The following is a 22,217-nucleotide window of genomic DNA, read 5'->3' on the forward strand; positions in this document are numbered from 1 at the left end:
TTAAATCACGATGTTTCACACTTTAAAACATGGCACCATTTTAGAAAAAATAGCAGCAGAAGCAGAACAAGACATTTCACAAATACATCAGCAAATTGATCGAAAGAGCGAACAAAATGAGTGGCGGGTTCTTGAAAGCTACCGGAAACATAAAGTCAGTGACTCTCATTTTAACCCGACAACTGGTTATGGCTACGATGATATGGGAAGAGACACGTTAGAAAAGATCTATGCGGATGTATTTGGAGGGGAAAGCGCTCTTGTACGCCCGCAGATCATTTCTGGAACACATGCCATTTCCATCGCCTTATTTGGTGTGCTAAGACCTGGTGATGAATTAATCTACATGACGGGGAAACCTTACGATACCCTAGAAGAGATTGTTGGGATTCGCGGCAAAGAAGGGACAGGCTCATTAAAAGATTTTCAGATCGATTACAAAGCCATTGATTTGCGTCAAGATGGATCTGTCGATTTCGACAAAGTCAAAGAATCTATTTCCCAAAAAACAAAAGTCATCGGGATTCAGCGTTCTAAAGGCTATGCGTCAAGACCATCCTTTACAATAGAAGAAATTGAACAAATGATTTCATTTGTGAAAGACATCAATGAGGACATCATTGTATTTGTTGACAACTGTTATGGTGAATTTACTGAATTACAAGAGCCGTGTCATGTGGGTGCAGACCTTATGGCAGGTTCGCTCATTAAAAACCCAGGCGGCGGCCTTGCCAAAACGGGCGGCTACATTATTGGAAAAGAAAAATGGGTAGAAGCTTGTTCTTATCGAATGACATCTCCAGGCATCGGCAGTGAAGCGGGTGCATCGCTGTATGCGCTCCAGGAAATGTATCAAGGATTTTTCTTAGCACCGCATGTTGTTGCACAAAGTTTAAAAGGTGCCGTGTTTACAGCGCGTTTTCTTGAAAAACTCGGGTTCCAAACAAACCCGTCGTGGAATGCGAAAAGAACCGACTTGATTCAATCTGTAGAATTTGGAGACCCTAAAAAAATGATTGCATTTTGTCAGGCCATTCAATATGCATCACCGATTAACAGTCATGTCACACCTCATGCGAGCTATATGCCTGGATACGAGGACGATGTTATTATGGCAGCGGGCACATTTGTCCAAGGAGCCAGCATTGAATTATCAGCTGATGGTCCAATTAGACCGCCTTACACAGCCTATGTTCAGGGTGGTCTCACGTACGCCCATGTGAAAAATGCCATTTGCAGTGCTGTAGATGCCTTACTAGAGCAAGGTTTTATTGAAGTGCCTGCTCGATAAAAAAATCCATGTTAATATTCCTAACATTTCGTTGACACATAATATAACATGACATATAATAAATTTAAGCAAAGAGGAGGAGACAGTTGAGATGAGTGATAACATTCGCCGCTCAATGCCTTTATTCCCAATTGGGATTGTCATGCAGCTAACAGAATTATCTGCAAGACAAATTCGCTATTATGAGGAAAATGGTTTAGTATTTCCAGCTAGAAGTGATGGGAATCGCCGATTATTTTCTTTCCATGATGTTGATAAATTACTAGAAATCAAAAACCTCATCGAACAAGGTGTAAACATGGCAGGAATCAAAAAACTTTTTGCCAAAGCTGAGGCAGAAAATCCATCGTCTGAAACAAAGACAGAGGAGCAAACCACAGCGAAGCACAACTTGACAGATGATGAACTCAGGAAGCTACTGAAGAAGGAACTCATTCAGGCTGGACGTTTCCAACAAGGAACGACCTTTAGGCAGGGGGATATGTCAAGGTTCTTCCGTTAACCAATTAGCAAAAGCATTGCTATACACATTTTACCTTTTGTAGGGGAGGAGTTTTACGAAATGGCAAAGTACACAAGAGAAGATATCGTAAAATTAGTAAATGAGGAAAACGTAAAGTACATCCGTCTGCAATTTACAGACATTCTCGGAACAATTAAAAATGTTGAGATTCCTGTGAGCCAGTTAGAAAAAGCTCTCGATAACAAATGTATGTTTGATGGTTCATCTATTGAAGGGTTTGTACGTATTGAAGAATCAGATATGTACCTATATCCAGATCTAAACACGTTTGTTATTTTCCCTTGGACAGCAGAAAAAGGTAAAGTTGCACGCTTTATTTGTGACATTTATAAGCCAGACGGAACACCATTTGATGGAGACCCTCGTAACAACTTAAAGCGTATCTTAAAGGAAATGGAAGAACTAGGATTTAGTGATTTCAACCTTGGACCTGAGCCAGAATTCTTCTTATTTAAATTAGACGAAAAAGGCGAGCCAACGCTCGAACTAAACGATAAAGGTGGATACTTTGACCTTGCACCAACAGATTTAGGTGAAAACTGCCGCCGTGACATCGTGCTTGAGCTTGAAGAAATGGGCTTTGAAATTGAAGCTTCTCACCATGAAGTAGCACCTGGTCAGCATGAAATTGATTTCAAATATGCAGGCGCCATCCGTTCTTGTGATGACATTCAAACGTTCAAGCTTGTTGTGAAAACAATCGCTAGAAAGCACGGACTTCATGCGACATTCATGCCAAAACCATTGTTCGGTGTAAACGGATCTGGTATGCACTGTAACCTATCATTATTTAAAAATGGTAAAAACGCATTCTTTGATGAGAAAGCAGACTTACAATTAAGCGAGACGGCTAGACACTTTATCGCAGGTATTGTGAAGCACGCAACAAGCTTCACAGCGGTCACAAACCCGACGGTGAACTCTTACAAACGTCTTGTTCCTGGCTATGAAGCACCTTGCTACGTAGCATGGAGTGCACAAAACCGCAGCCCATTGATTCGTATTCCAGCATCACGCGGCATTAGCACACGTGTAGAAGTACGCAGTGTAGACCCATCTGCAAACCCATACCTTGCACTAAGCGTATTACTTGCAGCAGGTCTAGACGGAATCAAAAACAAACTAGACGCACCAGCGCCAATCGACAGAAACATCTATGTCATGGACAAAGAAGAGCGCCTTGAAAACGGCATCGCTGACTTACCTGCAACACTTGCAGAAGCACTTGAGCTGCTCAAGTCAAACGAAGTCATGATCAACGCACTAGGCGATCACTTATTCGAGCACTTCATCGAATCAAAAGAAATCGAATGGGATATGTTTAGAACCCAAGTACACCCATGGGAACGCGATCAGTATATGTCTCAGTATTAATAAAGAAAACCCCTTGGAGCCATTGGCTTCAGGGGGTTTTTATTTAATTAGTTGGTCTTGTGATATTTTCATGCATATTTCACTTTTAATAATCGAAAGAGCCACTTCTTATGCAGAAGTGGCTCTATGTTATTTATGACTAAAATAACTCAAGGTACTATTAATAATTAAGGTGATCACAGATGCAATCAGTAAAGATATACTGATTGCACCCAGTCCTAAACCTTCCCACTTTCCTACGAAAAAACTTATTAATAATAAGATAATACTGATGAGAATGAGAATCGATGGTATTCCATACTGTAAAGGTGCATTCTTTCTTTTAAAGATCAAAGAAACACCCAATATAACAATCGTAAGGATAACTGTTAGCAGCCAAAATGATGACATTTATTGACCTTCCTTCTTTTAAAAATATATGAAATTATTTTATTTCCTCATCCATTACTTTCTTATACTTTTCAAATTCAGAATCTTTCATTTCACCGTTCATTTGTAATAAAAAGTTTCCTTTTGAATAGGTGTGAGAGAAGAACATAGATCCAGCATTGCCTAACTCATCATAATAAGATTTCGCCTGCTGTAAATCAGTTTCATTTCCGAATTTAAAAATCCTTCCACCAGCATTTTCACCTAAGGAAGGAATAAGAATTCTTTTTCCTTCTTCTCTTATATTTCCAAACTCTTTTTGTTTAAGATCAGATGGTTTTTCTGCTTCAAGCCCAGCACTTTTAAAAGCTTCAATAATATTGGCTGTCGTGAGCTGTTTTTCATTTGATGCTGCGCTTCTGCAAGCTGTTAGCATCATTAAACAAATAAAAATGAATATAGATAATTTCTTCATATTGGATCCTCCTGATTTTTAGGTGCAAAGGAAATTTTACATGAAGTACCTTCTTTTTACTATCGTTTCGACAAAAATAGACATTGCGAATGACTAAGTAACAAATATTCTTCTTTTATTTTGACTAAATTGTCAAATATACTCATCAAGATGGTATACTTATGTGCATATTTTACTAGGAGGCATCACCTTGAAATTATTTTGGGAAATAGACGAGGAAGGTTACTATACGTTAAAAAAGATCAACGAAGCAGAAATAGCTAAAGCTGAAAAGAAACTTGGAGTCATTTTACCAGATACATATAAAAAGCTTATATTAAAACAGAATGGTGGTTATACCGTTCATAATGCTTTTCCAACCACTTACTCTAATTCATGGGCTGAGGATCATATTCAATTTAATCACCTGATGGGTATCGCCGAAGGTGAAGGAATTATGGATAGTGCCTACTTAATAAAAGAGTGGGAGCTGCCAGAAGGGCTTGTTTTGATTAACGGCGATGGCCATACTTGGGTAGCGATGGATTATCGAAAGACGAAAGAGAATCCTGTAATTCATTATTTTGATGTTGAGATGGAAGAAGACTTTAAGTTAGCAGATTCCTTTGATGAATTCATTGAGGGGCTTTATACAGCTGAGTACAGTGTTGATGAGGAAGCAGCAGAGGGTGAATACGAAGAAGAAGAGGAGGAATATATAACTAAAGCAGAACTTGAAGCGATCTTAGAGAAAGAAGCAGCTAATCCAGCCGATATTCATCAAATTACTAAATATCCGTTACAAGATTTAGAAGAAGTAGAGTGGTTCTTTAAAAGAATAAAAAGTTACATTGAATCTGTTAAAGATGAAGACGTTCTTTTTGAAGTAGCTAGAAGCATTGAAACAATCCTTATATTAAGAGTATATACAATGCCAAGTAACGATATTATAAAAAAGACATTATTTGAAATTGTATACATTTTTGAAAAAACTAAAATTCCTCAGATAACTGTAACAGCTGGAAATTTCGCTGTTAATATTGATTTTTTAGATTAAGGTAAAATTAGAGCATGTAGAGTATACTGTATAGGTTGAATTTTCAAAGAGTGAATGAGAACGGATGTTTAATTATCTGTTTTGATTTCATTATAATATAATTTAGATTGACCCCTTCGTGAACCTGGCTGAAACTCAGTCAGGTCTTTTTATATCAATTTCAAAACAATATTTTGTGAATTTCTTTTTAAAAAATGAAGGTGGTCAATAAAAGAAATAAGTATCAAGTCCTTTCTGGCTACTCTCTCTTTTAACCAACTCTTATAATTGCATACCATTCAATTATTATCATATTTGCGGGATACCGAAAATTTCTATTATGAGCAGATTCACTTTACATATGTTGTAAAATGCGTGTTAGAATTATACTAGGGATTTGTTTAGAAGGGGGTAAAGGAATGTCAGGATTAATTGCCTCTCAGGAGGTAGGGAACATGTTAAACACTTGGAATCTTGCGATACAAAAAGGGGATTTATCGGCAGCTATAGAAATGCAAGATGACATAGACAGGGCAATTGATTTAATGGAAGAAAATCAAGATATTCTTTTGTACTATCAACTTTTGAGCTTTAGGCTTAAGCTGAAACTTCAGAATATTAGCAGAAATTTAGATAAGCCATTCTTTCAGCGGAATGCTCCAGACGAAAAAGAAGAAAAAACAAATAAACTCATGTCATATTACTTCTACTTTTATAATGGGATCTATCATGACTACTTGCAAGATTATGATAAGGCATTAAGTTACTTCAGAATAGCTGAAAAAAAGTTGGCTTATGTTGATGATGAAATAGAAAAAGCTGAATTTCATTATAAAATCGCAGTTCTATTTTATGATTTGAAAATGACCTTTTTATCAAAATATCATGCACAAATTGCGTGTGACACATTTAATGCGCATGAAACATATATCAAAAGACAGATTAACTGTAGGATGCTACATGCGTTAAACTTAATTGATCAATTTGAATATGATAAAGCAAGAGCTCTTTTTAGTGAAGCTGAGAATATGATCGAAAGTATTAATGACAATCATTTAATCATTCATCTATATTACAATATGGGTTTTCTAGAAAGCAAAAAAGAAAATTTAGAAGAAGCATCAGCACTATTTAGGCGCACGTTGAGTTATAAAGAGATCGAAAATCAAGATTTATTGAAGATGAGATGTTTATATGAACTTTCTAGAATAGAAATCTCCAGTAAAAGTAATGACGCGATTGAATGGATTGATCTAGGCATTTCTTTATCAGAACAAGTCAACCATAACGTTTTTCAAATAAAATTTAAATTGTTAAAAGAACTATTGTATGAAAAAAATCAATCTCAATTGAACAATATAAACAATCTGTGTTTAGAGCTTGAAGAGAAAAGAGTATGGGTTGATTTAGAGGAAATTCTGGTTGATGTGGCGAAATATTTAGAGGGGAGGGGCTTGCTGAAACAGTCATTAAATTACTATAAAAGAGCCTTACTCGCAAGCCAGTATGTAGGAAAAGGAGTGAATTAATTGAAGAAGTCGGTTTTTATTACATTTTCACTAGCTGTGGTAGCTCTAGGTACACTTTTCTTTACAAACGGTTTGACTCAACCTCTACATGAAGATGTCCAAACAGTTGCATCAAGAGGTAGCTCTGGAGGTTAATTGGTTAAAAAACGATAAAGTGGATTAAAGTGTCAGGCTCCTTATGGTATTCTGGTAAAAGAATATTCCATAAAAGGAGTCTTTTTTATATGAAAATATTAGATGCTCCATCTTTACTATCAGCTGTAGAACAGAGATCAAAGGCCTATCATGAGCTTCAAGAAGAAATGAAACTTGTGAAAAAAGCATTAAAAAGTGTGTCAGGGTTAGGTGATGAATTTACTGGAAAAGGTGCAGACAATATCAAATCTTTTTATGAGGACCTTGCGCTGTACACAGACGCTTATCTTGATTTTATCGATATGCAAAAGGCTTTTTTAGATGGAGTCAAAGGAAAGCTTGATGATGAATCATTAGGCGGGAGTACTTTTATTGATGAGCACTTTTTAGACACTCAATTGAAACAAGGGATTCAGAACAATAAAGATATGGTCAAAGAACAAAAAGAGGCACTTTCCACTATTTTTGATGATATTAGTGATTTAATTGAATTACATACATTTTCAAGTAAAGAGGTCAATGAACATTTAGACGATGCGAACAAAAAAAGAAAAGAGACCATTGAAGTTTTACATCAAATAGACAATGATTTAAAAACGGAATACGCAAAGTCAGAAGCGGTTGAGAACCACCTCAACACTTTTTATGCAAAGATGATGGCTGCTACTGGAAAAGGAAAGAATGCGCAGCCAATGTATTATGATGCAAAAGCATTTCATAAGACAGACGTGTACAAGGACCATGATCAGATTGATGCTCAAGTGAAAGCCTATTTAAAGGTGAAAAAAGATGAAAAAGAAAAACGAAGAATCAAAGAACTGAAAGAAAAGCTCAATGATCCTTCGTGTCTATCAGAAGCGAAGTACTTTGAGATTGTAGATGAGATCGGTTATGAGAATCTCACATATGATCAAAAAATGTATTACAGCCAGCTTCTCCAAATCAAAGCACAGGAAGAAGCATCGGAGGTATTCGTTGATAGTGTAAAAGGTGCTGCAGTGGGTCTATATGATGTAGCAAAAGATACAGTAGTTGGTATCTACGATCTTGTGACAGATCCTGGAGGTGCCGTTGAATCGGTCGTAACGGCTGTTTCTCATCCAATTGAAACGTCGAAAGCGATTGGAAAATCGATTTCAGACTCATTCCAAAAAGAAGTCATAAATGGTGACGCGTATTCGCGGTCACACTGGTTCGCCTATGCGACTGGTTCACTTGCAGAAATTGTCTTTGGTTCTAAAGGTGCAGGAGCCATCACAAAAACAGGCACAACAGCTGCCAAAACAACAGTGAAGAAAGGGCTTGAACAAGGGGCAAAATCATTAGATAGAGTCTCTATTCCGAATCTATTGCCATATTCACCAAAGTTTCAACTAGCAGGTGGAGGGAAACTCCCTTATAACGTGTTTGACGGAGAAAATCTCAAAAATAAACTCCTCTCCATGGCAAAGCGTCTAGACAACAACTCAGGATACGGAATCTCTCAGACAGGCAGAAGATTACCAGCACCCAAATCACCACCGACCGTTGTCAGTTACGGAGAGCACTATGTGCGCTGGAAACGCAAAAAGGTATTAAAACCGAATGTCGTTTATTCAACAAAGCAAGGTTACACCTACACAACAGATCACTATGGCCGCATTGTCAAAGTCGAAGCAAGTGATTTAAAATATGGAGAGATGAAAAGAAACCAATATGCTCAATCTAATTCAGGAAAGCCGGATCGATTACTGGATGATGATGGAGGGCATTTAATTGCATCTATTTTTAAAGGGTCTGGGGATATTGATAACCTACTTCCGATGAATTCACAGATTAATCGTAGTGGCGGGAAATGGTATAACATGGAGCAGGAATGGTTGGCTGCACTCAAAGAGATTCCACCTAAACATGTAGAGGTAAGTATTGAACCTATTTATCAAGGTGATTTGCTAAGACCTGATAGTTTTTTTGTGGAATATAAAGTAGGAAAAAGTTATGTTCAAGAATTTATCAAGAATCAACCTGGAGGTTAATGATAATGGAATCAATAGAACACTATTATAAAAAGATAGCAGAATCAATTAATGAGTTAATACCATATGAGTGGGATAAAGTTTGGATGTATGCAGAAATCCTTGATGATTCGGCTGGAATTACATTTTGTTTCAACGAGACTAATAGTGAAGAGTATGTTTATGGACATGAAATTCCACTTAAATATAATGTAAGTAAATCAACATACATTCATTTATTATACGAACTAAGTAAAACTTTTGAAGAATTGAAAAAAGCATATATACAAAATGATTTAGGTGCTTGGACAACAGCTACCCTACAATTAGATAAAACAGGGAAACTCTCGATTGATTATGGCTATGAAGATATTTTATCTATAGGGCTTTATGGTATCCAGAGAAGAGCCGTATGGGAGTATAAAACGTTCGGGTTTTTACCAGAAGACGAGAAAGATAAAGAAGCTGTGCTAAATTATTTGAAAAATAAAGAAGAAAATAGCAAATAACAAATAGTAAATGACCCTCCAAATGAATGAAGGAGGGTTTTTGTAATACTTGTTTCATAAGAATTATCGCTCTACTTATTTAAACCGATAAACCGTCACTTCACACTCACCAAGGACCTCTTCCATCATCTCTCGAACAACCGTCCAATCGCCACCTGCCAAGCCGCAGCCGATCCCATAAGGAATGGCGATAGAATGAAGGGAGTTCTCTTCATTTGGGTTTGTTACTGTCTGTTTTAGATGTTCAAAGCAGCTGCGTAATGCGTCGTCATCTGTTTGTTTTGTTTTTCTTCCGTATCCAACTTGGGCGAATAAGTTGGCAATGGTTTTTCCGTCGCTCGTTGTGATGAACTGGACGGAGCTTAATAAGTCATCTCCTTGTTCTGCACATAAACGTTTATAGTCTTTATACACATTTGGGTATTTGCTTTTGATTTGCTTTGCTAATCCTGCTCCCATGACACCCTTACAATTCACTTGGTGACAGATGATATCTTCTTCTGCGTCTAAGATATTGCCTTCTACCGTTTTGATCATTTCAAGTCATCCCTTTTCAATAAAATGCAAACTTATGTTCTATTATATCGGTTTTGATGACATTATTTCATTACAAAAAGCGCTTGGAGTTTAAAAAATGGATACGTCCATGCGATCAAATGATCAAAAACAGTCCATGACATCTAAAATAGTGAAAGATAAAGAAGAAATAGTAAGGAGACCCTTATGGATAAAATAGAAACAAAACGGTTAATTCTTAGACCATTTCGCGATGAAGATGCACCTGGAATGCTTGCATACTTATCTCATCCAAGAGTAAATTGTTTTCTGGATGATCAAATCTCTACATTAGAAGAAGCGGTCGCTAAGGTGCAAAAAAGAAAAGCAGATCACTCTTATATGGCGATTTGTTTAAAAGAAAGTCAGTTGATTATCGGTGAACTGTTTCATTTAAAAGATGAGCCTGACACGTATTCAATTGGCTGGAATTTTCATGCGTTATATGAAGGGAAGGGATATGCCCGTGAAAGTGCAGAAGCTCTCTTGTCATATCTATTTGTCAATCAAGGAGCAAGGCGCTTATATGCATATGTAGAAGATGACAATGATCGATCTCAAACATTATGTGAGCGTTTAGGCATGAGGAAAGAAGGCCTCTTTCTTGAGTTTGTTTCATTTACTACAAATGAGGATGGCACCCCTAAATATGACAACACCTATCAATATGCTTTGCTGAAAAAAGAATGGGAGCAGTTTCATTCTAAATAGTGCTTTGTTTCTTTGTATCCGGATGACAACGAAGTGACAAAAATGTGAGATGATCCCTTTATTTTGTTCGCTCGATCGATGTCACGGGCTTCTTTTTTCATTTATCCTTTTCCTAAACGAAGCAAAAGGAATGAAATGAGATGCAGGAGTTTAATGAACGGGTATTTCGGTCGATTAATCAACTTAGTATGAATCACGATATCTTAAATCCAGTTCTTATTGGATTGGCTGAATATTCAGTGATGTTCATTGCGATCATGTTTTTGATCATGTGGTTTCAAAATCGGAGCAGAAGAAACAGATGGATGATGATATCTGCTGGGTTGACCTTTATCTTGGCAGAGATGTTAGGGAAAGTCGCTGGGCTCTTTTATTCCAATCAACAGCCCTTTGCAGAATTGAATCAAGTCAATCTTTTAATCGAAAAGGAAGTGAACAACTCTTTTCCGAGTGATCACACCATTTTTATTTTTTCCATTTGTATAGTCTTTTGGCTTTTCCACAAGCGTCGTATTTATTGGCTTTTCATTGCCTGCGCTGTAGGCTTTTCAAGGATTTGGGTAGGTGTTCATTATCCATTTGATGTGTTGGTAGGTGCTATGATCGCCTGTTTAACGGCGGTAACCGTTGTTTATTTGCCGCTATTCCAAAAGGGCGTTAGCCTGCTTCTGTCGTGCTATGAATGGGTGGAGCAGAAATGGGCAGGAGAGAGAACCAAATAGAATGTAAATCCCACGAAAAAACACCCCAATCTGTTATGACATCAGATCGGGGTGTTTATTACTTTCGCCAAAATGTAGTACAATCTGCTTTGTCTTCAATGTTAAATTCGATGATTTTTTTTAGCAGAGGATAGTCAATCGGTAAGCTTTCTTTCATCCGAAACATCTTTTTTCCATGGTCATAACCAGCTTGTACAATATCTGCTGAAAAGTGATCAATCCCTTTTCCTTCTGGTGCGACAGAAATGTGGTGTTTTGCGACGCTAAATCCGATAATAAATGTGCCATGATCTGTGAACATGGGCTGATTCCAAGCAATTCTTGGCTCTAATTGAGGGAATGTGTCTGAAATCCATTGTAAGATGTCTTGCATGCGCTGTTTCAGCTCTGGATGACCGATATTGCTTACATATTCTTCAAAAACCTGCATTGTTTTCACCCTCCATATTCATCAAGCCTCAGACGGGATTCGAACCCGCACTCCTTTCGTAAGCATAGGCTAGGGGGCAACACGCTTCCCTACGGAATTTCACCGACAGGAGTTTCACCTGTCTCAGCTCATTTGCTTTTCGGTGCTTCTGAAACCCTTGCCTTGCGACCCGCTAGCTACAATTGTTTTACGGCGCTCTTCCCTTCTAGAGCTACTGAGGCACGGAAAGTTCTTGTTCATATTATATAGAGAAACTTGAAAAATGAAAAGCTATGCTCATCATCTAATCCAATCGCACAAAATAGTCAAAGGCACATATGATAAAAGACCATATAGTTATGTATACAGCATGGAATTGGGCTGATTGTAAGTGACAAACCTGTTGATGAGTAAACTAAAAGAGATAAACAATCAAACAAAATTAGAAGGCTTTACTCACAAACGTTCGATGAGTTCTCCCTTTTTGCTCACCATGGAAGATGGGGAACCTTTTTACTCATGGGTGTTTTTTGAAAGAAGTGTGTTTAAGACTTGCTATTTTTCTTTGAGTTCTATCAATGAAAAGCAGAATTGTGTGGTGTTGGAACTTCTTGTACCGTGTTGCAATAGATCAACATGCTGTCAAAAAGTTTTGTATCGATCCAGTTCGAAAATTCTTGTAGATCTTTCTTTTTTATGTGGAATCATTGAAGTAGAGCTTCCTGTATATGATGCGCTTATTTTAAAAAACATAGAATCTCACCACATCTTTCTTTGTTTTTCCACAACGCCCAGTTCGGTGGAAGTATGGCGGAATGGAACAAAATTTCTCAATACGGCAACTGTTGTGTTGCATCATCAAGATCATCAGGATGTACCAGTCGCAATTAGGATTCACACTGGTACATTTTGTTATGATCTTCTTGTCCAAAAAGGAGAAAGTCGTGCGATTACTGTGAAAGATGTGAAATTTATCTTGAAATCTCCATCAACTGAAAATGTGCAAGCACGATTAGACATGCAAATCAACATGGTGCAAAGAAGAAAAATAAAGCTTTGAAGCTGTGATAATCGCACAATCATCCAATATCAATGGATCATAGTCTATCAAGACTAGGTTGAAGGAGGGTTAAAATGGCTATTTTAGGCGGATGTAGTAATGAACAAGCGGGCTTTGTAAATGATGCAGTATGCTTCACACTTGATTTAGCAGCAGCAGCTGATGCAGTTGTCGTCTGGACAGATGGAACACCTTATGTCATAAACGGAACCATCATGGTGGAAAACAATGGGATTGTGGCTGTAGCACCTACTGTGGCTTTAGAGGTAAACGGTACAGCTGTTCCTGATTTCACGGTACCTCCAGGAGAGAGTCGATCCATTACGCTCAGTGATCTGAACTCGATTGGGATTTTAGCTACTGGTGGAACCTCGACTGGAAGTATTGTCGTTTCGTTTTCTCTCAATTATCAGTATTAGTGTGTATGTCTTGAAGATTCCACAGTTTGAAAGTAGTGAGAGACATGTGCGCCCAACTTAATATGTGTGGAGGAATAACCGGCCCGACTGGAGCCACTGGTCCAACGGGAGTAACTGGCGCGACCGGTGCAACTGGAGCCACTGGTCCAACGGGAGTAACTGGCTCAACAGGAGTAACTGGTCCAACGGGAGCCACGGGTTCAACTGGAGTAACTGGCCCAACGGGAGCCACAGGTTCAACAGGAGTAACTGGCCCAACGGGAGCCACAGGTCCAACGGGAGTAACTGGCTCAACCGGAGCAACAGGTGACACAGGTCCAACCGGTACTAGTTTAACAACTAACTCGATGTACGCATCCAATACGTCGGGAAGTACGGTGCTGGTTGTTTTAGGCGGAACGGCAGTGACGCTGCCTAATAACCAAAGTTTAGATGGATTTACCGTAAGTGGTGGTAATACGGTGTTTACTGTACCTGTTTCAGGGCGGTATTTTATCACGTATCAAGTAAATACAAGCGCTGCACTTCTGGCAGGAACAAGGGTGATTAACAACGGAACACCCATAGCAGGGTCTATTTTAACACCTGCTTTATCTACATCTACCTACAATGTATCTCTCATTACAACACTTGCAGCAGGGAATCAAATTTCTCTTCAAATATTCGGTTTAGTCGCAACCGTAGTATTACTTGGCGGGGGATCTGTTGGAGCGGCATTAACCATTATCAGATTGGAATAAATCCAAAAAGCCCAATAAGGGCTTTTTTTCAATTCAACCGTGTCCTTTAATAGAAAAAAGACGGAATTTTTAGTGTATACATCATTGACTAGGAGAAAGAAACGCAATAACAAAGGAATCGGTTATTGAAGATTCAAGTGATTCATATTAAAATGATGTCAAATGGCCGAATTAGCAATTGCTAATAGAAGTTCCATATTTAGTGAAATCATGTGGTGTAGCTGAAGGTGATTGGGGGTGTAGAATGAGCAAAGTTCCTGTGGCGGAATTGGCATCACTATTAAATGACTGGAACATGGAAATCAAAAAAGATCATGCAGATGAGGCAGAACGGCTATTTGCTAAAGCGAAACAGGCAGTAGAGGAAATTGATGATAATGACATCCTCATGTATTATTCTCTTCTAGAGAAAAGGCATCATATTCTGATGTACAATTTAAGAGGGCAAAAAGGCAATGTTTCAACGAAAAGTATAGAAGGCCATTATGGGAAAAAAGATGATGATTTGTCTAATCGTCTTGCTTATTATTTTGATTTTTATGAGGGTGTGTATGAACAGCATCAGGGGAATTATGAGGTTGCATTACAGATGTATCAAAGTGCGGAAAAGCTCTTAGATAAAATTCCAAGTGAAATCGAACGCGCTGATTTTGATTTTAAGGTCGCGTGGCTTTACTATCGCCTGAGTCATATTATGCTTTCATTAAGTTATATTCGTAGGGCTCTACACGTCTATAAACGTCACAAGCACTATGAAAGAAGAACTGCACTTTCATATTCTCTTATTGCAGCCAACCTTACAGAGATTGGCAGGTACGAAGAAGCGCTTGAGAATTATCGTTTAGCGGAAGAGGTGTTGACTAGCGAACAGGATGATTTTATGCTGGCTCAGCACCACCATAATGTGGCCATTTTATATTCATTTTGGAATAAACCGAAAGAATCTATACGACATCTTGAAAAAGCATTGTCTCATCAAGAGTATTATGATTCAGATTTCTTTTTCCATTCTACGTATCTGATCAGCCGGGAACTCTGTGTGATTGGTGAAAAGCAGCGTGCAAGTCAGTATATAGAGGCTGCATATGCCCGAATGAAAGAAGCTTCTCATGAAGTGTTTCAGCTCAAAATAGGCATCGTACATGATCTTTACTTAACGAATGTGCCACAAAGATTTCAGCAAATTAATGAGAAATTAAGAAAGTTAGAAGAAAAGAATGAATATCATGAAGTGAAAGAGCTTTCTCACTTTGCTGCAAAGTATTGTGAAAAGCAAGCACTTTATGAGCAGTCTGTTTTTTACTTGAATAAAAGTTTAGAAGCGGATTTACATATGAAAAGAATGGGGTTGATATAAGATGAAAACAGGATTAAAAGTATTATTCGTTGTAGGTTTAGCGGTCGCTGCGGCTGTTTTAACTGAAAATGTAGCGGGTTCTTTCGAAGTAGCAGAAAAAATCATTGGTGGTTAATCACCCAATCATATCTCGCCCTTGTTGATGATGATCAGCAAGGGTTTTTTATATGGGTGAAAATAGGCTCTTCTTATTAAACGCTGCAAGAACGTTTAATAAGAAGAATTCGCAACAAAGGGGGTGTGCAAATTTGTTACCTGCTCCATTATTCTAAATAAACATAGGGCAGAGCAACAAGTTAAAAAGGTCACCTTTCTTTGCTTAATTTAATTTTTTGCAGGACTTTTCATTCAAATTTCATCAAATTGGTCTATTGTACATAGAAATTTTTACAAAAGAGGGAACACCGCTCCATTTGTCACGCATATGATGAGATGAGGTGTAAGTTGAAGGCAGGTGATTGTATGGATCCTCGGGTGTATGGAGGCTTTCATGGCGGCGGTTTTAGCGGCGGAGCAGTGGGACCTCATATTGGCTTTGGCGGGTATTATGTGAGCCCTGGCGTGTTCTCAGGCTTAGGAGGTTACCCTGGATATGGGGGGTTCGGGACGTTTTCTGGATATTCTCCATATGGCTCCACATTCATTATGGGGCGTCCTCCTGGTTTTTATGTAAGAAGTTATTAATGTTTCATCACAGTGATTGAAATAGCCATCTAAGATTGGCTATTTCAATTGGTGAAAGTGCTTAAATGTAGCTGTGATCACAATAACCCCTAGGATGCAAATAGGCAGCCAAATGATGATAAACGGATCGTAAGCATCTGTATATGCAGCTAAAGCAGCTCCTAGGCAGTAAAAGACAATAGAACCGATTCGCAGCAAGCTCACATGTTGAATAGGAGCTTTTCTTTTTTCCCGATTTGATAAGCGCTGCGCCAAATCTTCAAATAAGTTAGCAAGTGTACTCGTTAAAACTGTTGTAGAAATGCCAGCGACATTTAATTTGCGTGCGGCCGCCGTTTGCATGCCCATCGCCATACTTAAAAGGATAATCAGCATAAAATAAGCACCTTGCGTATAAGGAAAAATGGTCATAAGAGCAAATAGAAGCAAGATGATGACTTCTATGATAAAGATGCGTGTAACGGCTTTTGGCCAAAATGTTTTTTCTTGTTTTCCACCTATGACAACAGCTAGTAAAACACCTAGAACAAATCCGCTCAGTGCCGTGATGGAATGAAGAGCAGTTAACTGCAATGAACTGCCTGCTGCAATGCCAAGCAGTACAATATTTCCCGTCATATTTGCTGTAAACACATGCCCTAAGCTTAAATAGCCAATAACATCCACTATTCCTGCGGTAAGACATAAGAACATCAGGGCAATGTTTCGTATTGAGTGTGCGGTCAAAATGGTCATCCCTTTCTTTCTCTCTAATGAATAAGTGTAACGCTTAATGACCGCGTATGTCCATTTTATGAGCTGGTAACATGTCCTGCAACTGATATAAAACTTGTCGAAAAGAATCATCATTCACATAGTGCCTCATTTGCCGGAATGGGTCGCCTTTTTCCTTTAGACGTTTCATAACAGCCGGCATCGTAAATAAAGAAGGGTGACATTCTTCGCTATTTAATTCTTCCCATTCAATCGGTGTTGCAACAAGTCCGAGCTCGTTTCCTCTCGGGGAATACGGGGAGATGATTGTTTTTCCAGCATCATGTTGAAGGTAGTCTAAATATAAACGGTTGCCGCGGTTTTTCTTTAGACGCTCTAGCGTAAACAGCTCGGGTGCTTGTTCACATAAAAATTGGCAGATGAACGCAGTGAATTGTCTAGTTTGCTCATATGTGAAGGCATTTTTCTTCAATGGGATATAAACTTGTAGCCCTTTCCCACCACTTGTTTTAATAAATGCGGTGAGAAAGAGTCCATCTAAAATGGCCTTGATTCGTATGGCTGCTTCTATTGCTAGGTGAAACTCTTTAACAGAGGGCGGATCTAAATCAAATACAATTTCTACAGGCCGATCTGTATCTCTCGTTTCAAAAGGAATATGAAATTCCATCGCCAGCTGGTTACCAAGCCAAAGCAACGTGTCAGGATCATTACAGATTGTGTAAGAAATATCGTGCGCTTGATCTGTCTCAACAAAATCAGGCGCATAATCGGGCGTTGCCTTTTGATAAAAAGATTCTCCACCAGTGCCATGAGGAAAGCGTATTAACGTAAGACGTCTTTCACGTAAAAAGGGTAATAAATAGGGAGCGGCTTGCCTCAAATAAAGTAAGTAATCTGCCTTTGTGATATGAAGGGCAGGTACAACCGGTTTCTCTGGGTGGGTGACGTCAATCATAGCTGGGAGCGGATAAAGTTGTTTGAGCATGTGTTGAAAGGTACACGTTGCTGGATCTGCATCGAATAAAAACGAAGAAAACCGGGGCTCTCGTAAGGCTGATCCATCAAAAGAGATACAGGCAATCTTTGCGACAATGGATGGTGGGATTTCATAATGTGATGCTCCAGTCATTTGACCTTTGGTTAGAAATAAGGTGCGCAGGGTTTGTTCTTCTTCTTTAGAAAAACCATGCTTAAATTGGACAACCTCTATGAGATTCGTTTCTTGATAAAGACATCCTTGAAAATAGCCATTGTCTTTATCAAAACGAGTCACGATGACAGATACATACCGCCAATTTTTGATTTTGAGCCATTCTTTCGAGCGGGTATGCTCCTGCCATTTACTCATCTTCTTTTTAGCAACTAATCCTTCCGCTAAATATGTCGTCATGATTTTTTTCATGTCATCAGGGCTGCTATCGGTTTGGATGATTTGAAGAAGAGAGGGGTGATTCAGCTGAACGGAGGGAGGAAGGTTTGCTGCTTGGAATACCTCATGCAGCTCATCTTTTCTCTCAATCAACGGTAAATCAACGAGGGATTTCCCTTTGCATCTCAATAGATCAAATGCAATCAAATGACATGGAAACCGCTTAGCCTGGCGTTGAATGGTTTCTTTGTTTTTCAGGCGGCCTCTTTGCTGAACCTTTGTAAAGTCGCTTTCTTGTTCACTCAGTAAAAAGACCAATTCTCCATCTAGGGTCAGCGGTAAAAAAGGTGCAAGCTGCTTTGTTAGTTGCTGGCACTGATCAATGACTTCAGGAAATTGTTCATTTAATCGCTTTCCGGCTCTGCTCTCTAAATGGATGGTGTCTTTTTCCCAAATAAGAATGGCCCTGAAGCCGTCATATTTTAATTCATACAGCCAGTCTGCTCCAACAGGAATATCATGTGCAGACGTTAAACGCATCGGTTTCATTGTGTTTTTCACTTCCTTACATCATGTGTTCTTAGAGTGGGATGAAATTTTCATAAACATACATAACTCAGATGAAAACATTACATAGTAAGGAGAAAAGAACGGAGGCGTTACGATGCATACAGTATGGAAGGGTGGCATTAGCTTCGGACTGGTGAATATTCCAGTCAAGCTGTTTACCGCTACAGAAAACAAAGATATTAAATTAAGACAGCTTCATAAAGAATGCCATACGCCGATTAACTACAAAAAGGTTTGTGCTAACTGCGGCGAGGAGGTAGCGCCAGAGCAAATTGTAAAAGCGTACGAGTATGCCAAAAATAAATTCATTGAATTGGATGAGGAAGAACTCGAGAGGTTGAGAAAAGAAAATGAAGAAAAAGCCGTCGAAATTATTGATTTTGTGAAGATAGAAGAGATCGACCCCATCTATTATGAAAGAAGTTATTTTCTATCTCCAGATACCGGCGGAGCAAAGGCTTATTCATTATTAAGAAAAGCGTTACAAGAATCAGGGAAAATCGGTGTAGCCAAGATCATGATTCGCTCAAAGGAGCAATTAGCGATTGTTAGGTGCTACGAACATATTTTACTAATGGAAACCATTCATTTCCCTGACGAAATTAGGCAAGTATCAGACGTCCCGAATATCCCGCAAGAGGAAAACATCGTGAAGAAAGAGTTAGATACGGCACTCCTTTTAATTGAGCAGCTGACCACCACATTCGATCCAGCCGCTTATCGCGATGAATACAGAGAGCAGCTGATGAATGTAATTGGAGACAAAATCTCTGGAGAACATACCGTTCAACCAGCAACGACAGGTAAAAAAGAGGCTTCATCCAATGTCACCGATTTGATGGCCGCTTTGCAGGCTTCTATCGATCGATCAAAACCAGAAAAAACGAAAAAAGCAGCACCTAAGAAAAGAAAAGCACCCGCTAAAAAAGAAAAGAATGCATAAAGAAAAGACCGCTCGCCAAAGGGCGGTCTTATTTTGGCTTCACCACATCCTGAATCGTCCCGTCTGTTCGGTGGATGACAACTGCTGTTCCTTTTTTAGATGAAATCTCTTTCGCGCGGTCGATGGCTTCCTGTTTCGTTTCTTTTACCTCACTTGCACGCTTCGCTTTTTCAGTTTGAACCGCCCAGCCTTCATCATGTTTCACGACATGCTGCGCATGATCCATGAGCTCAGGTCGTGCAGAGCTGCTTTTCTTAGAAGGAGTCACAGAACCATGAGAGTGAAAGTCCTCCATTTCTTTTTCCGTCGCATTCTTTTTCCACTTTTTTGCTTGATTGATCGCAATTGGAATCGCTCTACCTTCTTCATAGCCTTCCTGCACCATTTTGTTGGCAATCTCAAGTGCTTTTTTTCGAATGACTTTGTCTAGCGATTGGAATGAAGCTGGATAATCTTCCATTGTCCAAGGCATATTGAACGCTCCTTTCTTTTATTTGAACACCTTCCCCCATATGCAATGGATCAAACATTTAACCATCTCAATCCAATGGCTTGGTTGAAATACATCGTTTTGCTGAGGAAGAATGTTTTCAATTCCTGCACAATAGAAGATAGTAAAGGAGTGATTGAAATGATGATGAAAGGCTTGTATGAAGCACATTTACCTGTGAGTGATTTGAAGGCATCCATTTCTTTTTTTGAAAAATTGGAATTAACGCTTGCTCATGAAAATGAACGAGTGGCCTTTTTATGGATTGAGAAAGGAAAGAGCTGGATCGGCCTTTGGAAGGTTGATATGTCCACTGTTCCATATCACCCAGCGACGCGACATGTGGCCTTCCAAATAGAAACATCCAGCATTGACCAGATCAAAGAATGGCTGATAGAAAAAGGGATCAGCATTCATCCGATGTTTGGTTTTTCGGAAGAGCAACAGCCTTTAGTACTTGATAATCCACCACAATTTCATGCCGCCATTTATTTTCTTGATCCCGATGGGAATCTGCTTGAATGTATTGCACCGCTAGAAATTGATGCAGCAGAACATCATGAGATGATGACATTTGAAGATTGGGAAAGAAAGAAAAATCCGTTTATTGATTGACAAATCCATTCATTGTAACTATATTGATTACAACGGTGGTGAAGGAATGTGAAACAAATTAGCAGCAGGTATACCATTGCTGTTCATATCTTATCTTTTATTGCGGGTGTTTCAAAAGAGTGCACAGGAGATTTTATTGCAGAAAGTGTCAATTCAAATCCAGTCATTATCAGAAAAATGATGGCTATGCTCAAAAAGGCGGATCTCATTGAGATTCGCCGAGGAGTTGGCGGTGCTTCCTTAAAAAGGCCGGCAGAGGACATTACTCTACTAGATGTGTACCGGGCTGTGGATGTAAGCGCAGATGAAGAGTTATTTAACTTTCATCAACCAGTCATTGCATGTCCAATTGGTCAAGCCATGGATACGAGACTGCGGCAAGAACTTAAAGAAGCACAGTCCGCACTTGAGCATCACCTTAAACAAGTGACAATTAAGCAATTATTAATAGAGGCGGAGTAGAAAAAGCTCATACATAGAGCTTTTTTTACCCCTTCGTTGTAACCATTTTGATTATAACGAATGATCTAATGTAAGAAACTAGCTGCTTCATACATGAAACATCACCGTTGAACGAAAAATGAGGAGGTCAAATCAATGACATTATTAGTGACAGGTGCAACAGGACAACTTGGATCGCTCGTCGTCAAACATTTGCTCGCAAAAGTACCAGCTGAACAATTGGCGGTCAGTGTTCGAGATCCGCAAAAAGCAGTACATCTAAAGGAAGCTGGGGTGGATGTGCGCAAGGGAGACTTCACACAGCCGGATACACTTCAAACAGCGTTTCAAGGGGTTGATCGCCTTTTGATCATTTCGTCCGGGGATGGAGACCGCGTGAAGCAGCATATCAATGCCATCGAAGCAGCGAAAGCAGCGAATGTGTCATTTATTGCTTATACAAGTGTTGTCAATGCAAGAGAAAGTCAGCTTAACCTAGCACATGACCATGCAAAAACAGAAGAAGCGATTTTGGCTTCTGGCATTCCTCATGTTTTTTTAAGAAACAATTGGTATGTGGAAAATGAAAAAGATACGATTTTGGCATCAGTCAACGGAGCGCCGTTTATTAGCCCAATTGGTGAAGGTAAAGTCGGCTGGGCAACAAGAAATGACTATGCAGAAGCAGCAGCAAATGCGTTAACACTGCCGGCACATGATCAGGAAATCTATGAATTGTCAGGACCGCTTCGCACACACACTGAACTTGCACAAATGGTCAGCAAAGTGAGCGGGAAAGAAATCAAAGTAGAACACATGGATGTAGAAACATTTGGAGAATTTTTAGCGTCAAATGGTGTACCGAAAGAAGCTGTTCCATTTGTCAAAGCGATGCAAAGCGGAATTCGCGATGGGGCATTAGCAGTCGAAAGCCATGATTTCGAAAAACTATTAGGCCGTTCTTTAACACCTATTGAAGATAGAATACGAGAAATGATATCAAACTAAACAATTAAAAACGCCCTGTAAAAGGGCGTTTTTTCTATCCTTGTTGATCCGTTATTTTGAAAAAATAGGTGTAATGTCCATTTTGTCGTACATATTCTTGTATGTAGATGTTAGAATTTTATGAGATGATTCCAGCAAATGAATGATGCTTACTTTATTATGAAATACATTATTCAAGATATTCATTTTGTTT

Annotated in this window: 25 protein-coding genes; 18 read left to right on the plus strand and 7 right to left on the minus strand. The window is 39.0% G+C overall.

Annotated features, from left to right (window positions below; translation table 11 throughout):
• The first annotated feature begins 10 nt into the window (after nucleotides 1–10).
• The 3 genes from MHI20_RS02425 to glnA all read left to right on the plus strand — a co-directional run bounded on the left by MHI20_RS02425 (nucleotide 11) and on the right by glnA (nucleotide 3,188).
• Nucleotides 11–1,291, plus strand: coding sequence for a methionine gamma-lyase family protein (locus tag MHI20_RS02425; protein ID WP_282901009.1), 1,281 nt, complete (start codon nucleotides 11–13; stop codon nucleotides 1,289–1,291).
• A 91-nt stretch (nucleotides 1,292–1,382) separates the two neighbouring features.
• Nucleotides 1,383–1,793 (plus strand): MerR family transcriptional regulator, encoded by a 411-nt coding sequence (locus MHI20_RS02430; RefSeq protein ID WP_282901008.1) that lies wholly within the window; start codon nucleotides 1,383–1,385, stop codon nucleotides 1,791–1,793.
• Between the two features lie 60 nt (nucleotides 1,794–1,853).
• A complete protein-coding gene (glnA, locus tag MHI20_RS02435) occupies nucleotides 1,854–3,188 on the plus strand; it encodes a type I glutamate--ammonia ligase (protein WP_007499421.1) in 1,335 nt (444 codons plus the stop codon).
• Between the two features lie 129 nt (nucleotides 3,189–3,317).
• On the opposite strand, the gene MHI20_RS02440 is transcribed toward glnA, so the two are convergent.
• Together MHI20_RS02440 and MHI20_RS02445 are read right to left on the minus strand one after the other, a co-directional pair.
• Complete coding sequence (locus MHI20_RS02440; RefSeq protein ID WP_024720407.1) at nucleotides 3,318–3,578, minus strand: YesK family protein; 261 nt, start codon at nucleotides 3,576–3,578, stop codon at nucleotides 3,318–3,320.
• A gap of 34 nt (nucleotides 3,579–3,612) precedes the next feature.
• A complete protein-coding gene (locus tag MHI20_RS02445; protein ID WP_340936523.1) occupies nucleotides 3,613–4,032 on the minus strand; it encodes a stress protein in 420 nt (139 codons plus the stop codon).
• A 190-nt stretch (nucleotides 4,033–4,222) separates the two neighbouring features.
• Here MHI20_RS02445 and MHI20_RS02450 point away from each other — a divergent pair, with 190 nt between their 5' ends.
• From MHI20_RS02450 to MHI20_RS02465, 4 genes are all read left to right on the plus strand, one after another.
• Nucleotides 4,223–5,068, plus strand: a complete 846-nt coding sequence (locus tag MHI20_RS02450) for an SMI1/KNR4 family protein (protein ID WP_340936525.1) — start codon at nucleotides 4,223–4,225, stop codon at nucleotides 5,066–5,068.
• A gap of 398 nt (nucleotides 5,069–5,466) precedes the next feature.
• The gene (locus tag MHI20_RS02455; protein ID WP_039166523.1) at nucleotides 5,467–6,576 is read left to right on the plus strand and encodes a response regulator aspartate phosphatase; all 1,110 of its coding nucleotides are present in this window, start codon (nucleotides 5,467–5,469) and stop codon (nucleotides 6,574–6,576) included.
• Nucleotides 6,577–6,800: 224 nt separating this feature from the next.
• Nucleotides 6,801–8,726, plus strand: a complete 1,926-nt coding sequence (locus MHI20_RS02460) for a T7SS effector LXG polymorphic toxin (RefSeq protein ID WP_340936527.1) — start codon at nucleotides 6,801–6,803, stop codon at nucleotides 8,724–8,726.
• Nucleotides 8,727–8,731: 5 nt separating this feature from the next.
• A complete protein-coding gene (locus tag MHI20_RS02465) occupies nucleotides 8,732–9,214 on the plus strand; it encodes a TIGR01741 family protein (RefSeq protein ID WP_340936528.1) in 483 nt (160 codons plus the stop codon).
• Nucleotides 9,215–9,289: 75 nt separating this feature from the next.
• On the opposite strand, the gene MHI20_RS02470 is transcribed toward MHI20_RS02465, so the two are convergent.
• A complete protein-coding gene (locus MHI20_RS02470) occupies nucleotides 9,290–9,751 on the minus strand; it encodes a macro domain-containing protein (protein ID WP_340936529.1) in 462 nt (153 codons plus the stop codon).
• A 186-nt stretch (nucleotides 9,752–9,937) separates the two neighbouring features.
• On the opposite strand from MHI20_RS02470, the gene MHI20_RS02475 reads away from it, so the two are divergent.
• Together MHI20_RS02475 and MHI20_RS02480 are read left to right on the plus strand one after the other, a co-directional pair.
• Nucleotides 9,938–10,480 carry a GNAT family N-acetyltransferase gene (locus MHI20_RS02475; RefSeq protein ID WP_024720416.1) on the plus strand — a complete coding sequence of 181 codons (543 nt, stop codon included), beginning with the start codon at nucleotides 9,938–9,940 and terminating at the stop codon, nucleotides 10,478–10,480.
• Between the two features lie 140 nt (nucleotides 10,481–10,620).
• Nucleotides 10,621–11,202, plus strand: coding sequence for an undecaprenyl-diphosphatase (locus MHI20_RS02480; protein WP_340936530.1), 582 nt, complete (start codon nucleotides 10,621–10,623; stop codon nucleotides 11,200–11,202).
• Between the two features lie 58 nt (nucleotides 11,203–11,260).
• Here MHI20_RS02480 and MHI20_RS02485 read toward each other — a convergent pair whose 3' ends face one another.
• Nucleotides 11,261–11,632, minus strand: coding sequence for an iron chaperone (locus MHI20_RS02485; protein WP_017357912.1), 372 nt, complete (start codon nucleotides 11,630–11,632; stop codon nucleotides 11,261–11,263).
• A 385-nt stretch (nucleotides 11,633–12,017) separates the two neighbouring features.
• Between MHI20_RS02485 and MHI20_RS02490 the strand changes: the two genes are divergently transcribed.
• The 5 genes from MHI20_RS02490 (at nucleotide 12,018) to MHI20_RS02510 (ending at nucleotide 15,871) form a co-directional block, all read left to right on the plus strand.
• Nucleotides 12,018–12,671 carry a CotZ-related putative spore coat protein gene (locus MHI20_RS02490; RefSeq protein WP_024720419.1) on the plus strand — a complete coding sequence of 218 codons (654 nt, stop codon included), beginning with the start codon at nucleotides 12,018–12,020 and terminating at the stop codon, nucleotides 12,669–12,671.
• 74 nt (nucleotides 12,672–12,745) lie between these two features.
• A complete protein-coding gene (locus MHI20_RS02495) occupies nucleotides 12,746–13,090 on the plus strand; it encodes a DUF3992 domain-containing protein (RefSeq protein ID WP_008343952.1) in 345 nt (114 codons plus the stop codon).
• A gap of 44 nt (nucleotides 13,091–13,134) precedes the next feature.
• Nucleotides 13,135–13,830 carry a BclA C-terminal domain-containing protein gene (locus tag MHI20_RS02500; protein ID WP_340936532.1) on the plus strand — a complete coding sequence of 232 codons (696 nt, stop codon included), beginning with the start codon at nucleotides 13,135–13,137 and terminating at the stop codon, nucleotides 13,828–13,830.
• 244 nt (nucleotides 13,831–14,074) lie between these two features.
• Nucleotides 14,075–15,187 carry a response regulator aspartate phosphatase gene (locus MHI20_RS02505; protein WP_160757661.1) on the plus strand — a complete coding sequence of 371 codons (1,113 nt, stop codon included), beginning with the start codon at nucleotides 14,075–14,077 and terminating at the stop codon, nucleotides 15,185–15,187.
• 462 nt (nucleotides 15,188–15,649) lie between these two features.
• The gene (locus tag MHI20_RS02510; RefSeq protein ID WP_008343948.1) at nucleotides 15,650–15,871 is read left to right on the plus strand and encodes a hypothetical protein; all 222 of its coding nucleotides are present in this window, start codon (nucleotides 15,650–15,652) and stop codon (nucleotides 15,869–15,871) included.
• Nucleotides 15,872–15,910: 39 nt separating this feature from the next.
• On the opposite strand, the gene MHI20_RS02515 is transcribed toward MHI20_RS02510, so the two are convergent.
• Together MHI20_RS02515 and MHI20_RS02520 are read right to left on the minus strand one after the other, a co-directional pair.
• Nucleotides 15,911–16,606 (minus strand): YoaK family protein, encoded by a 696-nt coding sequence (locus MHI20_RS02515; protein WP_008343947.1) that lies wholly within the window; start codon nucleotides 16,604–16,606, stop codon nucleotides 15,911–15,913.
• A gap of 34 nt (nucleotides 16,607–16,640) precedes the next feature.
• Nucleotides 16,641–18,506 carry a DNA ligase D gene (locus MHI20_RS02520; protein ID WP_326111855.1) on the minus strand — a complete coding sequence of 622 codons (1,866 nt, stop codon included), beginning with the start codon at nucleotides 18,504–18,506 and terminating at the stop codon, nucleotides 16,641–16,643.
• A gap of 115 nt (nucleotides 18,507–18,621) precedes the next feature.
• Here MHI20_RS02520 and ku point away from each other — a divergent pair, with 115 nt between their 5' ends.
• Nucleotides 18,622–19,470, plus strand: a complete 849-nt coding sequence (ku, locus tag MHI20_RS02525) for a non-homologous end joining protein Ku (protein WP_007499384.1) — start codon at nucleotides 18,622–18,624, stop codon at nucleotides 19,468–19,470.
• A 28-nt stretch (nucleotides 19,471–19,498) separates the two neighbouring features.
• Here the strand turns inward: ku and MHI20_RS02530 are convergent, their stop codons facing one another.
• Nucleotides 19,499–19,942 carry a DUF2188 domain-containing protein gene (locus MHI20_RS02530; protein ID WP_340936536.1) on the minus strand — a complete coding sequence of 148 codons (444 nt, stop codon included), beginning with the start codon at nucleotides 19,940–19,942 and terminating at the stop codon, nucleotides 19,499–19,501.
• Nucleotides 19,943–20,101: 159 nt separating this feature from the next.
• Between MHI20_RS02530 and MHI20_RS02535 the strand changes: the two genes are divergently transcribed.
• The 3 genes from MHI20_RS02535 to MHI20_RS02545 all read left to right on the plus strand — a co-directional run bounded on the left by MHI20_RS02535 (nucleotide 20,102) and on the right by MHI20_RS02545 (nucleotide 22,024).
• Nucleotides 20,102–20,575, plus strand: a complete 474-nt coding sequence (locus MHI20_RS02535) for a VOC family protein (RefSeq protein WP_096881455.1) — start codon at nucleotides 20,102–20,104, stop codon at nucleotides 20,573–20,575.
• 48 nt (nucleotides 20,576–20,623) lie between these two features.
• Nucleotides 20,624–21,037, plus strand: coding sequence for an Rrf2 family transcriptional regulator (locus MHI20_RS02540; protein WP_008343943.1), 414 nt, complete (start codon nucleotides 20,624–20,626; stop codon nucleotides 21,035–21,037).
• A gap of 135 nt (nucleotides 21,038–21,172) precedes the next feature.
• Nucleotides 21,173–22,024 (plus strand): SDR family oxidoreductase, encoded by an 852-nt coding sequence (locus MHI20_RS02545; protein ID WP_024719102.1) that lies wholly within the window; start codon nucleotides 21,173–21,175, stop codon nucleotides 22,022–22,024.
• Nucleotides 22,025–22,217: the final 193 nt, after the last annotated feature.

The sequence above is a fragment of the Bacillus sp. FSL K6-1106 genome (assembly GCF_038005245.1).
GTDB classification, from domain to species: Bacteria; Bacillota; Bacilli; order Bacillales; family Bacillaceae; genus Bacillus; species Bacillus altitudinis.

Coding starts and splice junctions, on each gene's coding strand:
- MHI20_RS02425 (WP_282901009.1), top strand. CDS start 11: ATGTTTCACACTTTAAAACATGGCACCATTTTAGAAAAAATAGCAGCA.
- MHI20_RS02430 (WP_282901008.1), top strand. CDS start 1,383: ATGAGTGATAACATTCGCCGCTCAATGCCTTTATTCCCAATTGGGATT.
- glnA (WP_007499421.1), top strand. CDS start 1,854: ATGGCAAAGTACACAAGAGAAGATATCGTAAAATTAGTAAATGAGGAA.
- MHI20_RS02440 (WP_024720407.1), bottom strand. CDS start 3,578: ATGTCATCATTTTGGCTGCTAACAGTTATCCTTACGATTGTTATATTG.
- MHI20_RS02445 (WP_340936523.1), bottom strand. CDS start 4,032: ATGAAGAAATTATCTATATTCATTTTTATTTGTTTAATGATGCTAACA.
- MHI20_RS02455 (WP_039166523.1), top strand. CDS start 5,467: ATGTCAGGATTAATTGCCTCTCAGGAGGTAGGGAACATGTTAAACACT.
- MHI20_RS02460 (WP_340936527.1), top strand. CDS start 6,801: ATGAAAATATTAGATGCTCCATCTTTACTATCAGCTGTAGAACAGAGA.
- MHI20_RS02465 (WP_340936528.1), top strand. CDS start 8,732: ATGGAATCAATAGAACACTATTATAAAAAGATAGCAGAATCAATTAAT.
- MHI20_RS02470 (WP_340936529.1), bottom strand. CDS start 9,751: ATGATCAAAACGGTAGAAGGCAATATCTTAGACGCAGAAGAAGATATC.
- MHI20_RS02475 (WP_024720416.1), top strand. CDS start 9,938: ATGGATAAAATAGAAACAAAACGGTTAATTCTTAGACCATTTCGCGAT.
- MHI20_RS02480 (WP_340936530.1), top strand. CDS start 10,621: ATGCAGGAGTTTAATGAACGGGTATTTCGGTCGATTAATCAACTTAGT.
- MHI20_RS02485 (WP_017357912.1), bottom strand. CDS start 11,632: ATGCAGGTTTTTGAAGAATATGTAAGCAATATCGGTCATCCAGAGCTG.
- MHI20_RS02490 (WP_024720419.1), top strand. CDS start 12,018: ATGAGTAAACTAAAAGAGATAAACAATCAAACAAAATTAGAAGGCTTT.
- MHI20_RS02495 (WP_008343952.1), top strand. CDS start 12,746: ATGGCTATTTTAGGCGGATGTAGTAATGAACAAGCGGGCTTTGTAAAT.
- MHI20_RS02500 (WP_340936532.1), top strand. CDS start 13,135: ATGTGCGCCCAACTTAATATGTGTGGAGGAATAACCGGCCCGACTGGA.
- MHI20_RS02505 (WP_160757661.1), top strand. CDS start 14,075: ATGAGCAAAGTTCCTGTGGCGGAATTGGCATCACTATTAAATGACTGG.
- MHI20_RS02510 (WP_008343948.1), top strand. CDS start 15,650: ATGGATCCTCGGGTGTATGGAGGCTTTCATGGCGGCGGTTTTAGCGGC.
- MHI20_RS02515 (WP_008343947.1), bottom strand. CDS start 16,606: ATGACCATTTTGACCGCACACTCAATACGAAACATTGCCCTGATGTTC.
- MHI20_RS02520 (WP_326111855.1), bottom strand. CDS start 18,506: ATGAAACCGATGCGTTTAACGTCTGCACATGATATTCCTGTTGGAGCA.
- ku (WP_007499384.1), top strand. CDS start 18,622: ATGCATACAGTATGGAAGGGTGGCATTAGCTTCGGACTGGTGAATATT.
- MHI20_RS02530 (WP_340936536.1), bottom strand. CDS start 19,942: ATGCCTTGGACAATGGAAGATTATCCAGCTTCATTCCAATCGCTAGAC.
- MHI20_RS02535 (WP_096881455.1), top strand. CDS start 20,102: ATGATGATGAAAGGCTTGTATGAAGCACATTTACCTGTGAGTGATTTG.
- MHI20_RS02545 (WP_024719102.1), top strand. CDS start 21,173: ATGACATTATTAGTGACAGGTGCAACAGGACAACTTGGATCGCTCGTC.